The sequence below is a fragment of the Paraburkholderia dioscoreae genome, from assembly GCF_902459535.1.
GTDB lineage: Bacteria > Pseudomonadota > Gammaproteobacteria > Burkholderiales > Burkholderiaceae > Paraburkholderia > Paraburkholderia dioscoreae.
This window is the reverse complement of the sequence record NZ_LR699554.1, coordinates 450326-462983: the sequence shown is the minus strand read 5'-3', so window position 1 is coordinate 462983 and position 12658 is coordinate 450326. Positions and strand designations below refer to the sequence as shown.

9 protein-coding genes are annotated in these 12658 nt (G+C 60.6%); 3 read left to right on the top strand and 6 right to left on the bottom strand.

Going from position 1 to position 12658, the window contains the following annotated elements:
- Positions 1-14: 14 nt before the first annotated feature.
- The 4 genes from PDMSB3_RS22240 to xylA all read right to left on the bottom strand — a co-directional run bounded on the left by PDMSB3_RS22240 (position 15) and on the right by xylA (position 5370).
- Complete coding sequence (locus PDMSB3_RS22240; protein WP_165187723.1) at positions 15-1214, bottom strand: sugar ABC transporter permease; 1200 nt, start codon at positions 1212-1214, stop codon at positions 15-17.
- Positions 1211-2770 (bottom strand): D-xylose ABC transporter ATP-binding protein, encoded by a 1560-nt coding sequence (gene xylG / locus PDMSB3_RS22235; protein WP_007176106.1) that lies wholly within the window; start codon positions 2768-2770, stop codon positions 1211-1213. Before xylG ends, PDMSB3_RS22240 begins: the two co-directional genes overlap by 4 nt.
- A gap of 79 nt (positions 2771-2849) precedes the next feature.
- Positions 2850-3878 carry a D-xylose ABC transporter substrate-binding protein gene (xylF, locus tag PDMSB3_RS22230; RefSeq protein ID WP_007176105.1) on the bottom strand — a complete coding sequence of 343 codons (1029 nt, stop codon included), beginning with the start codon at positions 3876-3878 and terminating at the stop codon, positions 2850-2852.
- A gap of 169 nt (positions 3879-4047) precedes the next feature.
- Positions 4048-5370 (bottom strand): xylose isomerase, encoded by a 1323-nt coding sequence (xylA, locus tag PDMSB3_RS22225; RefSeq protein WP_165187721.1) that lies wholly within the window; start codon positions 5368-5370, stop codon positions 4048-4050.
- A gap of 230 nt (positions 5371-5600) precedes the next feature.
- On the opposite strand from xylA, the gene PDMSB3_RS22220 reads away from it, so the two are divergent.
- The 3 genes from PDMSB3_RS22220 (at position 5601) to PDMSB3_RS22210 (ending at position 8408) form a co-directional block, all read left to right on the top strand.
- Positions 5601-6818 carry a XylR family transcriptional regulator gene (locus tag PDMSB3_RS22220; protein WP_007176103.1) on the top strand — a complete coding sequence of 406 codons (1218 nt, stop codon included), beginning with the start codon at positions 5601-5603 and terminating at the stop codon, positions 6816-6818.
- Between the two features lie 32 nt (positions 6819-6850).
- Positions 6851-7936, top strand: coding sequence for an aldose epimerase family protein (locus PDMSB3_RS22215; protein ID WP_035516999.1), 1086 nt, complete (start codon positions 6851-6853; stop codon positions 7934-7936).
- 169 nt (positions 7937-8105) lie between these two features.
- On the top strand, positions 8106-8408 hold the full coding sequence (locus PDMSB3_RS22210; RefSeq protein ID WP_007176101.1) for a DUF4148 domain-containing protein: 303 nt from the start codon (positions 8106-8108) through the stop codon (positions 8406-8408).
- A 47-nt stretch (positions 8409-8455) separates the two neighbouring features.
- Here PDMSB3_RS22210 and PDMSB3_RS22205 read toward each other — a convergent pair whose 3' ends face one another.
- Positions 8456-10108: a GGDEF domain-containing protein gene (locus tag PDMSB3_RS22205; protein ID WP_232064294.1), complete on the bottom strand. Its 1653-nt coding sequence runs from the start codon at positions 10106-10108 to the stop codon at positions 8456-8458.
- A gap of 235 nt (positions 10109-10343) precedes the next feature.
- Entirely contained in the window at positions 10344-12617 is a 2274-nt protein-coding gene (locus PDMSB3_RS22200; RefSeq protein WP_232064292.1) for an EAL domain-containing protein, read from the bottom strand.
- Positions 12618-12658 lie beyond the last annotated feature (41 nt).

Genomic DNA, 12658 nt, shown 5'->3' with positions numbered 1-12658 from the left:
TCCCTTCTTCCACTTCACCGCCGGTTCGACCCCGACACCACATCGATCCACACGGCCAGCACGAGAATGCTGCCCTTCACGATCATCTGCCAGTAAGCATCGACATCGAGCATCGACATGCCGTTATCTAGGCTCGCCATGACCAGTGCCCCGATCAGCGCACCGTAGACCGTGCCGGAACCACCGCGCATCGACGTCCCACCGATAAAGCAAGCCGCAATCGCATCGAGCTCGCCCATCGATCCGGCCGAAGGCGACCCCGCAGCAAGCCGCGCCGTATTGACGATGCCGCCGAACGCGCACATCAGCCCCATCAGCGCGAAAATCGCCAGTTTCACGCGGTTGGTGTTGACGCCCGAGAGCCGCGTCGCTTCGAGGTTCGAACCGACCGCATAGATGCGTCGCCCGAACACCGTCTGCGTGGCGATCCACGTAAAGATACCCAGCAACGCGAGCAGCAACAGAACCGGCACCGGAATACCGCCGTAACGGTCGAGCGTAGCGACAAAGCCCGCGAGAATCACACCCGCGCCCACCACCTTCACGACGTCCTGCCAGAACGGCACCACCCGCAGTTGATAACGCTCGCGGTTGCGCCGCTGCCGTATCGTCAGAAACGCCAGCAGCAGAAACAGCACCACGGCAAGCGTATCGCCCGCGAGCCTCGGCAGATACCCTTGCCCGACGAACACGAAGCCGTCCGACACCGGCGCAATCGTCGAGCCGCCTGTCACGCCGAGCAGAATGCCGCGATACGCCAGCATGCCGCCGAGCCCGACAATGAACGACGGCACGCGCCGGTAAGTCGACCACCATCCGTTGAACATGCCGATCAGCACGCCGAGCAACATCACCACGGGTAACGTGACGGCGAGCGGCCAGTGCCGGTTGACGTCGAGTATCGCCGCCACGCCGCCGAGCAAACCGAGCAGCGACCCGACCGACAGATCGATCTCGCCGGCAATGATCACGAACACCATGCCGCATGCGAGCATGCCGGTAATCGACATCTGCCGCAGCAGGTTCGACAGATTGCGCGGCGTAACGAACGCGCCGTGCGTCAGCACCGAAAAGAAAATCCAGATCGCGGTCACCGCGATCAGCAGCGCGAGAATCTTGTAACGCGCGAACAGTTGCTGAAGGCGCTGCGGACCGCCGAATGCGCCTCGCGGCAGGGTTTCTTCGGCGCGTTGTGAAGTAACGTCGGGCGTCATGCGGCACTCGCTACGGTTGGGTTCGGGGATCGCTGCACGGGACGGATCGCGGCACTAAGAATGTCCTCCTGCGTCAGGCCGTCGTTGACGAAATCGCCTCGCAACTCGCCTTCGCCGATCACCAGCACGCGATCGCTAATGCCGAGCACTTCGGGCAATTCGGAGGACACCATCACGATCGACATGCCGCGCTGCGCCAGCTGAAAAATCAGTTTGTAGATTTCGTATTTCGCACCGACGTCCACGCCGCGCGTGGGTTCGTCGAGAATCAGCACTTTCGGATTGGTCAGTAGCATGCGTGTCAGCACGGCCTTCTGCTGATTGCCGCCCGACAGACTCGCAATCGATAACATGGGATGCGCGGCGCGCACCGAGAGTCGCTTCATCTCCGTGTGAATCGTATCGAGTTCGGCCGCGGAATCGATCCGGCCAGCCGATGCAAAGCGCCCCAACACGGCCAGCGTGATGTTGTGGCCGACGCTCAGCCCCGGCACGATGCCGTGGCGTTTGCGATCTTCCGGCACCATGCCGATACCGGCGCGAATCGCGTCCACGGGTGCGCGAATCTTGAGCGGCTTACCCTCCATCACCACGGTCGCCTCGCTCACACCCGGATACGCACCGAAGATCGCCTGCATCAACTCCGTGCGCCCCGCGCCGACCAGGCCAGCCACGCCGAGAATCTCGCCGCGCCGCAGTGCGAACGACACATCGTTCACACGCTTGCGACGCGGATTGGTCACATCGAAACAGGTGACGTGCCGCGCTTCGAAGATCACGTCGCCGATTGGATGCGGCTCGCGCGGAAACAGGTTCTTGATCTCGCGGCCCACCATCAGCGAAATGATGCGGTCGGTCGTGAGCGCGCGCATTGGCTCGGTCGCGACATGACGGCCGTCGCGAATCACGCTGATGGTGTCGCACACGGCGGCTACTTCGTCGAGCTTGTGCGAGATATACACGCAAGCCACGCCGCGCCGCTTCAGATCGCGCACGATGTCGAGCAGAATGCTGATCTCGGATGCCGTCAACGAAGAAGACGGTTCATCGAGAATCAGCAGCTTCGCGCGCTTGTTCAGCGCCTTGGCAATCTCGATCAGCTGCTGATGGCCGCCGCCGTAGTTCATCACCGGCTGCGCGGCATTGATTCCGCTAATGCCGAGTTCGCGCAGCAGTTCATCGGCGCGCTGATACATCGCGGCGTAATTCATGCGGCCGCCGGGCAGCGTGATTTCATTGCCGAGAAAGATGTTCTCCGCCACCGACAATTCCGGCACCAGCATCAACTCCTGGTGAATGATGATGATGCCGGCGCGTTCGGTGTCGCGCACACTGACGGCTTTCAACGGCGCGCCTTCCCAGATGATCTCGCCGTCCCAGGTGCCCCACGGATACACGCCGGAGAGCACTTTCATCAGCGTGGATTTACCCGCGCCGTTCTCGCCGCACAAACCCACGCACTCGCCCGGTGCGATCGTGAGGTCGATGCCGTCGAGCGCCTTCACGCCGGAAAACGCCTTGACGATGCCGCGCATCGTCATGAGAGGTTGCGTCATTCGCTATGCCTCGCTGCAAGGCGCGCGGCAGCGCCGATACGCATGACGCGCATCGACGTACGCCGCGCACACGTTACGCTCATTGGCTCGCGAGCTGGGCCTGGGTATAGAAGCCGTCCTTGACGACTACGTCGACATTGCTCTTGGTAAGCAACGTGGGTTGCAGGAGCACCGTGTCGACTTTCTTCTTGCCGTTGTCGTATTGCGCGTTATAGGCTGGCTTCTGGCCCTTCGCAAGTGCCACGGAAAGCTTGGCCGCTTCGCCGGCAATCAGTTTCAGCGGCTTGTAGACGGTCATGGTCTGCGTGCCGGCAATCACACGCTTGACCGCCGCGAGGTCGGCGTCCTGGCCCGATACCGGCACCTTGCCAGCCAGGTGCTGCGCTGCGAGCGCCTGGATAGCGCCGCCCGCTGTGCCGTCGTTAGAGGCGACGATCGCGTCGATCTTGTTGTTGTTCGCCGTGAGCGCATCTTCGACAATGCGCAGCGCCGTGGATGCGCTCCATTCCGGCACCCACTGCTGACCGACCACTTTGATGTCGCCCTTGTCCATCGCGGGCTTCAGGATTTTAAGCTGGCCTTCACGCAGCATCTTGGCGTTGTTGTCGGTTGGCGCGCCGCCGAGCAGGAAGTAGTTGCCCTTGGGTTGCGCGTTGTAGACGCCTTGTGCCTGCAATTCGCCCACTTTCTCGTTATCGAACGAGATATAGGCGTCGACATCGGCGTCGAGAATCAGGCGGTCATACGAGACCACCTTGATGCCCGCTTTCTTCGCTTCGGCCACCACATTGCCGAGTGTCTTCGAATTGAACGGCACGATCACGATGACGTCCACGCCGCGCGAGATCAGGTTTTCGATCTGCGAGATCTGCCGCTCTTCGCTCGCGTCGGCGGATTGCACCGATACTTTCGCGCCGAGCTTCTCTGCCGCGGCGACGAAGTAGTCGCGATCGCGCGACCAGCGCTCCACGCGCAGATCGTCGATACAGAAGCCAATTTCCGGATGATCCTTGCTTGCATGCGCGAGCGGCGCGGCAAGCGAGAGGCTGGCGAGCACCGCTCCACATACGAGCGAACTCAACACACTACGACGCGTTGCGAATTTCATGTCTGTCTCCTTCTTCTGATAGCCGGAATACCGGATGGGCGGCCTGCGCTGCGAGCCGCAGGACCGGACAAGCGACAACCCAAAGCTTCCTGTTTCGCGCGGTCGACGTGGCCGCGCGATTTTTATGTGGTGCTGCTACTTTCTCATGCACTGCTTCCTGCGATACGCTTCAGCGTCCGCTGTAAATAGCCTGATTCACGATGTTTTCCATGAGCTCCTGGTGACCGCTTGCGTGCTGCGGGTTCAGACCGCGCGAGAGTGCATCCGTTGCCAGCGTGGAGAGCGAATAGTCGCCGGACAGGATCTTGCGCCCAAAGTCGGCGTCCCAACCCGCATAGCGTTGGCGCTTGAATTGATCGAGACGGTCGTTTTCGATCAGCACCGCTGCGCGCTCAACGGCGAGCGCGAGGTTATCGATTGCGCCGATGTGGCCATAGAACAGATCTTCCGGATCGACACTTTGGCGCCGCACTTTCGAGTCGAAGTTCATGCCGCCCGTAGTAAAGCCACCGTGTTTGAGAATTTCGTAGAAGGCGAGCGTCAGCTCTTCCACACTATTTGGGAACTGGTCGGTATCCCAGCCGTTTTGAGGGTCGCCGCGATTTGCGTCGACGCTGCCGAAAATACCCAGTGCGTAGGCCGTGGCAATCTCGTGATGAAACGAGTGGCCCGCGAGCGTCGCATGATTGGCCTCGATGTTTACCCGAATCTCTTTCTCCAGCCCGTGTTGCAGCAGGAAGCCATGTACGGTTGCGACATCGTAATCGTATTGATGCTTGGTCGGTTCCTGCGGCTTGGGTTCGATCAGCAGCGAGCCTTTAAAGCCGATCTTGTGCGCATGGTCCACGACCATATGCAGAAAACGGGCAAGTTGATCGCGTTCACGCACGAGGTCGGTATTGAGCAACGTGTCGTAACCTTCGCGGCCGCCCCACAATACGTAGTTGTCGCCGCCTAGCCGTTGGGTCGCATCGAGTGCGTGGCGCACCTGCGTCGCCGCAAACGCGAACACTTCCGGATCGGGGCTGGTGGCCGCGCCGGCCGCGTAACGGGGATGCGAAAACAGATTGGCCGTGCCCCACAGCAGCTTGATGCCGGTGTCCTCCTGCTTGCGCGCCAGATAATCCGTAATGCGCAGGAAGTTTTCGCTGTATTCCTTCAGGCTCGAACCTTCGGGCGAGACGTCGGTATCGTGAAACGTGTAGTACGGCGTACCGAGCTTCGAGAAGAACTCGAATGCGGAGTCCGCCTTCTGCTGTGCCCGCTCCATTGCATCGCCGGCTTGCTGCCAGGGACGCCGAAACGTTCCCTGCCCGAAAATATCCAGGCCCGGCCAGACGAATGTGTGCCAATAGCACACCGCAATGCGCAGATGTTCTTCGAGGGTTTTACCGAGTACCTTTTTACTTTTATCGTAGTGGCGGTATGCAAGCGGGTTGTCCGATTGCGGGCCCTCGTAGCGGATCTCGGGAATGTGTTCGAAATAGGACATCTGCGTCTCCAGTTATGTTGCACCGCAACCCGTGCGACGTCGTCGCGCCGGTCGACAAGGTGACGCCATGCTGCCGCTTGCCAGATGCGTCGGCAATTGCGAAATTGCGCAGCGTGCTTGATGTTTCTTACCGCCTTCCATTTTGTTTCGCACCGGCGCGTGATTCGGGGCCTAGAATAACCGGACGCTTAAAACCGGTGCCGCGTGAAACGCGTGCCCTGCCCACTGCCATGACCCGTCCGCAAACACCGCAAACCAGCCACCGGATCGCGCTGCTGTTCAACGCGAACAAGGTCTATGACCGCGAGATCATCACCGGTATCGGCAATTACCTGCTGTCCACGCGCGTGGCGTGGGACCTCTTTCTGGAAGAAGACTTTCGCTGCCGGCTGACGGGCATCGAGCGTTTCGACGGCGACGGCATCATTGCGGATTTCGACGATCCCGCCGTAGGCGAAGCGCTGCGCGATTGTCCGCTGCCCGTGGTCGCCGTGGGTTCGTCGTTCGAAGATCCGGCGCACTATCCTCCGGATTTGCCCTATATCGCCACCGACAACAGCAAGCTCGTCTCGCTTGCGTATACGCATCTGATCGGCGCGGGTCTCGAGCATTTCGCGTTGTATAGCCTGCCGCAGGCGCAGGAAAACCGCTGGGCGCAACAGCGCGAACTCGCGTTTGCCCATTTACGCCGTGCGGATGGTCGCAGTGCAGCACAGATAGACGGCGAGATATATCGCGGCCTCTCGACCAGCGCGCCGTCATGGAACCAGGCGACCGAGCAACTCACCGCATGGCTGCGTGACTTACCGAAGCCGGTCGGCATCATTGCCGTGACCGATGCGCGTGCCAGGCATCTGCTCCAGGCGTGTCTGATTGCCGGCATTCCGGTGCCGGAGGAAGTCGCGATCATCGGCATCGACAACGATCCGCTAACGCGCACACTGACGCGAATTCCGCTTTCTTCGGTAATTCAGGGCACTGAAGAAATGGGCCGCACCGCGGCTCACCTTTTGCATCAGATGCTGCACGGTGCGCGCTTTCCGGGGCGGCGCATTCTCGTGCCGCCGGTCGGCATCAACGTGCTCGAATCGACCAGGCACCAACCGCTTGCGAGCCCGTATGTGATGCGGGCTCGCCACTTTATCCGGCAGTACGCATGCCAGGGTATTCGCACCGAACAGGTTGCCGATTATGTGGGCGTGTCGCGCTCGTCGCTCGAAGAGTACTTCAGGCGCGAGCGGCAGTGCACCGTGCATCAGGAAATTCTTCGCCATAAACTCGATGTTGCGAAAGCACTGTTGGCCAAGCGCGATGCGTCGAGCGCGGAAGTGGCGATCCGTTGCGGCTTCACGTCGCTGCAATACATGTATGCGGTGTTTCGCCGTGAGCTCGGTTGTACGCCGCGCGAATACCAGGAGCGGGTGAATTCGACACCGGCACCGGGCTGAGCATGCCTTTACCTTTTTATTCCACCGACGACATGATCAGCATCGCACAACTTTCTTCCGAGCCGTGGGGCACATTGCGCGGCGGCGATTCCGTCAGGCTCTTCACGCTGCGCAACGCACACGGCATGAAAGTCGCCATTAGCGATCTGGGCGCGACGCTGGTGTCGTGGCACGCACCGGATCGCGCGGGCGTGCTCGGCGATATCCTGCTCGGCCACGACACGCCCGCCGAGTACGTGGCGGCCACTACTTATATGGGCGCACTGATAGGCCGCTGGGCAAACCGCATTGCCGATGCCCGCTTCACGCTACACGGTATCGAATACGCACTCGACCGTAACGACGGCACGAACCTGTTGCATGGCGGCACGACGGGATTTCATCGCGCGCTGTGGGAAGCGAGTGAAGACAACGGTGCGCTGCTCATGCGGCTGGAGTCACCCGAAGGCGACGCCGGTTTTCCGGGCAACGTGACCACGCAAGTGCGCTACTCGCTCGACGACGACGGCACGCTGACCATCGCCTATGAAGCGATCACCGACGCCGCGACGCCGCTCAATCTGACGAGCCATCCGTACTTCAATCTCACAGGCCGGCCGGGTGCGGATATTCGCGGCCATATGCTGTCGATCGACGCCGACCGGTTCTTTGAAGTCGACGCCACCATGATTCCATGCAAGCTGGCCGAGGTAGCAGGCAACGCATTCGATTTCCGGCGCAGTGCGCCGATCGGTGCGCGATTGGACTGGCCGCACGCGCAGTTGGCAACGGCGGGCGGCTTCGATCATTGCTACGTGTTGCGCGATACGCCTGACACCGGCATGAACGGTGCCACGCCGCCCATGCGCCAGGTTGCCTGCGCTTACGATCCCGGCAGCGGACGCGAATTGACCGTCTTGACCGATCAGCGCGGCTTACAGTTCTATAGCGGCAATTCGCTGAATGGCGATCCGGGACGCGGCGGCATTGCATATCAACCGCACGCCGGTTTATGTCTTGAAGCAGGCGGCTTCCCGAACCAGGTCAATATGGCTGAGCAGGACGAGGTGATCGTGCGCGCCGGCAGCACTTATCGGCAAGTGACCGCCTATCGGGTAGACGTACGCAAGGGCGTATAAAACGATTCTTCAGATATTACGGCCGACATTACATCACGCCGACTTGCTGTTTGTCGCAACACTGAATTACCGTCTTAGTGGTTTCCCCTAGATCACTCGCTTCCTAGAATCCGTGCAGGGTGTCAAAGATTGCTCGGCGCCTAAAAAAATATTCTCGGAGGGAAGCATCATGAAATCGCTTATCAAGGCAGCGACGCTGGTCGTCGTCCTCGCAGTCCCGCTGGCATCATTCGCGCAATCCGAGCAACCGGTCACGCGTGCCGAGGTCAAGGCACAATTGAAGCAGCTCGAACAGGCCGGCTACAACCCCGCGGTAGCAACCGACTCCGTCTACCCCGCCGACATTCAGGCAGCCGAAGCCCGCGTTTCCGCGCGGAACAATGCAGCTACGGCGTACGGTCCTTCCACGACCGGGTCGTCCGAAACCGGCTCCGGCGTTCCCGCCGGCAATCCGAATCTGCAAGGGCAGTAGGACGCCTTTGTCGTGCAATTCGATTGGTGCGCTCCTTCGCAATGCCTTCAGGAGTTAGCGCTTGGCACGCTGACCGGATCGGCGACGATACGATCACGTCCGGCCTCTTTCGCCTGATACAGCAGACGATCGGCGCGCCTGAAAAGACGATCCACGTCACGCGAATCGCACGCTGACGCGAACGCGACGCCAAAACTCGCAGTGATGGTGAAACCCTCGCCACCGCTAAAAGGGATTCGGGTCTCGCTGATCCTGCGACGCAAACGCTCCGCTACGGCAAGCGCTTGTGCTGCATCCTGCACACGGCTCAATACCGCGAACTCTTCCCCACCCCATCTCGCCACGACATCCGATTGCCGGCAGATTTCACGGCAAAGACGGGCCACGAGTTGCAGCGCATGATCGCCGGTGGCGTGACCATACGTGTCGTTGATTTTCTTGAAGTGGTCAATGTCGAACATGATCAGCGCGAGCTCCGGCTCGGCCGCGTTCCGTTCTGCACAGCTCAGGCGCGCCCTGCTCTCGAATGCGCGGCGGTTGAGCAGATGAGTCAGAAAGTCCGTTTCCGCCGTGGCTTTGAGTTCATGAATCAGACGGCCACGCTCCCGTTCGAGCTGCTGCCTCTCCACGCTGTTCGCCTTCAGCACACCGATCGCATTGAACATGGCCTTGATTTCGCCGCGATAGCGTGCTGCCGGAATCTCTGCCGTGAGGTCACCGTTTGCAATTGCTCCAATTACGTGGGTCGCATCGACAAGCGGTCGAATCACGCGCCTTCTGAATAACATCGCCATCGAGAGCAATATCGCTATCAGCAGAAATGCGGCCAGCCCGCTGACCGCCAGAAGGCCCAACGCATTGCTGCGGTGATGACCGATCTCCGTTTCAGCAAGGTCCAGCACCTGATCGCGGAATGCCGTGATCGGACGCATCATCGGCACGTAGCGGTCCGCGAGCTGCGCGGGCGATATCGCAACGCCACCCGGCCGGCTCGCCAGGCTGCGGACCTCGGCAATATAGGCAATGCCCTCGCCGAAGTACTGCCGGTTCATTTTGTCAAACGCCGTGGACTCCAGCGTCGGCCGGTCCCGCACGTGCGAATCGATCAATTCACGCAACTGGTCGATTCTCCCCTCGGTTCGCTCGATCACGAGCTGATTGTCTTCACCTAGCGTCCTGTGCGCGGTCAGCGTGGCGGTAAAGTGCGAGCCGAGCTGGCCGGCGGCTTCCCGCAGGTCCGCAGTCAGCGTAGCGAGGATCAGACAATTCAGTGCGCGAGTATCGCCCTTGACCACGTTCGCAGCCAATGCATCGATGGCAGGCGCAAACTGCGGAATGACCTTGATCATCCGGTCCACTGCATTCGAGAGCGTGCGCTCCCGCCGTTGCGCCAGCGGCAGGCCTATCAGTTGATCGACGTTCTCCCGTGCGCTTGCGAGGTCGTTGCGCGCTTCCTGTATGCGAGCAAGCTCGACGGCACACCCCGGGCAACGGCCGGCCTGAAGCATCTCGAGCAACTTCTCGATCCGCGCATCGCTTTCGTCACGGGCGCGGCGCAGCGAGACCCGCCTCGCTTCCGGGATCGGCAAATCTTCGCCTAGCACGCTATTGGTCGGGCCACGCTCCGCGGACACGCTCTCGATTGCCAGCAATCCGGCGCGATAGGTCTGGAACGCATAGAGGGCGCCGTCAGCTACCATGTATGCGTGCCACTCGTGCACGACCAGCCTGCCACACAAAACCAGAACCGGCAGGAGTGCGACCGCAACACTAATACTGAAGCGCCTGTCTATGGACATGGCGGAGAATGCATTCCTGATCATGGAAACTTGCGCGAGACATCGCGCGTCAAAAAACGATGAATACCGCAGGCGGGCGCAAACGTATGCGGATATTTCTACGCACGTTGCAGCCGCCTAAGGGAGGCGACATCACTCAGTGCTCGACCGTCTCGCTCATGATAGCGGTCACAAGCCGCTGGCGCGCCGACCGATAGGCCAGACTGTCCGGCCCGTGACTCACTGCTGCCGCAATCAGGGCTCGCTGTGCTGTCGGATCCGACAGTCCCTTTGGCAGAATGGACTCCGTTTCGCTAAAGAACCTTGAGAATGGGCAAACCTGGCAGGCTGAGTCGAGCGGCGCCGGCGCAACGGGTTCGACGACTCCGAGCGTAACCGGTATCGTCACAATATCAGACAGCCGGCCGAACGCGCGCGGATCTTCACAGATCAGGTGCAGGCGTTCTTCCCAGATCAACAGCGTGGCCAGTTTCCCCAAGGCGCTTCTCGCGTCCAGAGAACGCGGCAAGTAAGGCTGGTTATGCATCCATGCCGTCAACTGCTGCGCAGGCATGGGGCGTGCGATCGCATAGCCTTGAGCTACGTCGGCACCGAGAATGACAATGGCTTCGAGCATCCCCGCATCTTCGATCCCTTCCACCACCACCGATTTGCCTAGCGAACGGCCAAGCCTGGTCAACTGGTAGACGAAACGCAACACATTCGATGCATCCTGACCGGCAACACTCACGATACTGCGGTCGATCTTGATCCAGTCGAACGGCAGTTCGCGCAACCGGTTCAGGCTGCTGTGCCCGGACCCCAAGTCGTCTTCGGCCAGGTTGATGCCGAGCAACTTGAATTTCGCCAGTTCACCGGATACGTCCATGCCCGATGGAAGCGCGTCCGTTTCCAGAATTTCCAGAGTCAGCATGTCGGGACGGCAAACGTACTCCGTCAAGGCTTGCCGCGTGGCTTCGAAATAGCGGTTGTCGCCCATCGCACTGGACGGCAGATTGACCGACACCTTCAACTCGACGCCAACCTGCAACCAGCGGTTCCTCTGGGACAACACCTGTGCGAGTCCGCGAACGTAGAGCTCAAGGAAATCATCCGTGGATAGTGCCGGGAAAAACTCGCCGGGCGTCAAGACGCGATCGCCTTCCCGCAGCCGGGCCAGCGCCTCGACTTTGGTCACCTGCCCGGTTTTAAGATCCAGTAGCGGCTGGTAGTGCATTTCCAGCGCATCGGACCGGAGCAGCGCAGCCCAATGTTGTCGCGTGGCGTACGGTACGGCATGAGTACGCCCTTCCTGATTCTCGATCCGCGCGATGGCGAGCCCCAGAAGCGTTTGCAATGGCATGATAAAAGCCATCTGGTCTGCTGCCGAATATCCGCCGGGAAATGAGCTATAGAGCGAAAGGATGGCCTTGGGCGGATGCCCGGGTTGTCGCAGAGGAATCGCCACGCTGGAGCGGAAATTCTCGTACAGCGCCAGCGTTCTCCACGGCTCCATCAGCGGATCCGTTGCAAAGTTGATGCTTCGCTCCACGTTCCCGCTGCGCCAGGCGCGTCCGACAGGTCCTTGCCCCTGAGGCAGATCGCCATTCGAGACCGGCCGTTCCGCGGAATTCTCCAACTCGGCAAGATACCGCTCCATCGACTTGCCTGACACCGACTCGAAACGGAAGACCCCGTCACTATCAGGCCGGCCAACCGAACAGCCTGTCACCTCGTCGTGTTCGCCGAGTATCTGAACAACCCGGCCGATCAGATCCGTATAACTCTCCACTTCCCACGCGAGTTGGGTCACGCGCATCAACACGTCCTGACGTGAAGTCTGCAGACGCTGGTAGGCCTCCGTCTGCCACGCCAGATCCTGCGTCAAGCGCCTTCCCAGCACCGCCAGTGCCCTTCCGTGCAACGTCGTATCGAGTGTGTCGTGAATCGCAGCGGAAAGGATTCCCCGGCTGCGAATCAGATCTTCCCACTCCAAACCTACGATGGCATGGATACGTCCAACCCGTAGCGCCATCGTACGGTGATCCATCGCCGTCAGGTCGGGTGACGCGAGCGCGTACAGATTCTGGATCTGTTGCGTCTTGAGATGCTGAAGTTCATGCTCCGACAGCGCCGCGAGCGTGTGCTTCGACTTGGGCAAGCGAATCAGGCCATCATAGAAGCGCTTCACGATATCGATGGCGTTGTGCCGCAAAACCTCCGTCAGCGAGGTAAGTGCCGACGCCCATGCCTGGCTATACAGATGCGAACCATCGTCCATCAGGTCGTTGTCAGGCGTTGCGTCGGAAACGTCGTTCGACATGGCCATGGAAGCTCCGGGGTGTAGGCTTTCTTGCAAGTTGTTTGCAGCAAGTCGTGCAGACATGCCTGGCATGTGCTCGTCCCGATCCGAAGGTTCGAAGCTGCCCATAGGCCAGGCGTCTGTTCCGGCGGCTTATACAGTCCGCACGC

What these genes read in the sequence shown, in the direction of transcription:
- PDMSB3_RS22240 (WP_165187723.1), bottom strand. Translation starts at nt 1,214, where the DNA reads ATGACGCCCGACGTTACTTCACAACGCGCCGAAGAAACCCTGCCGCGA.
- xylG (WP_007176106.1), bottom strand. Translation starts at nt 2,770, where the DNA reads ATGACGCAACCTCTCATGACGATGCGCGGCATCGTCAAGGCGTTTTCC.
- xylF (WP_007176105.1), bottom strand. Translation starts at nt 3,878, where the DNA reads ATGAAATTCGCAACGCGTCGTAGTGTGTTGAGTTCGCTCGTATGTGGA.
- xylA (WP_165187721.1), bottom strand. Translation starts at nt 5,370, where the DNA reads ATGTCCTATTTCGAACACATTCCCGAGATCCGCTACGAGGGCCCGCAA.
- PDMSB3_RS22220 (WP_007176103.1), top strand. Translation starts at nt 5,601, where the DNA reads ATGACCCGTCCGCAAACACCGCAAACCAGCCACCGGATCGCGCTGCTG.
- PDMSB3_RS22215 (WP_035516999.1), top strand. Translation starts at nt 6,851, where the DNA reads ATGATCAGCATCGCACAACTTTCTTCCGAGCCGTGGGGCACATTGCGC.
- PDMSB3_RS22210 (WP_007176101.1), top strand. Translation starts at nt 8,106, where the DNA reads ATGAAATCGCTTATCAAGGCAGCGACGCTGGTCGTCGTCCTCGCAGTC.
- PDMSB3_RS22205 (WP_232064294.1), bottom strand. Translation starts at nt 10,108, where the DNA reads ATGGTAGCTGACGGCGCCCTCTATGCGTTCCAGACCTATCGCGCCGGA.
- PDMSB3_RS22200 (WP_232064292.1), bottom strand. Translation starts at nt 12,617, where the DNA reads ATGGGCAGCTTCGAACCTTCGGATCGGGACGAGCACATGCCAGGCATG.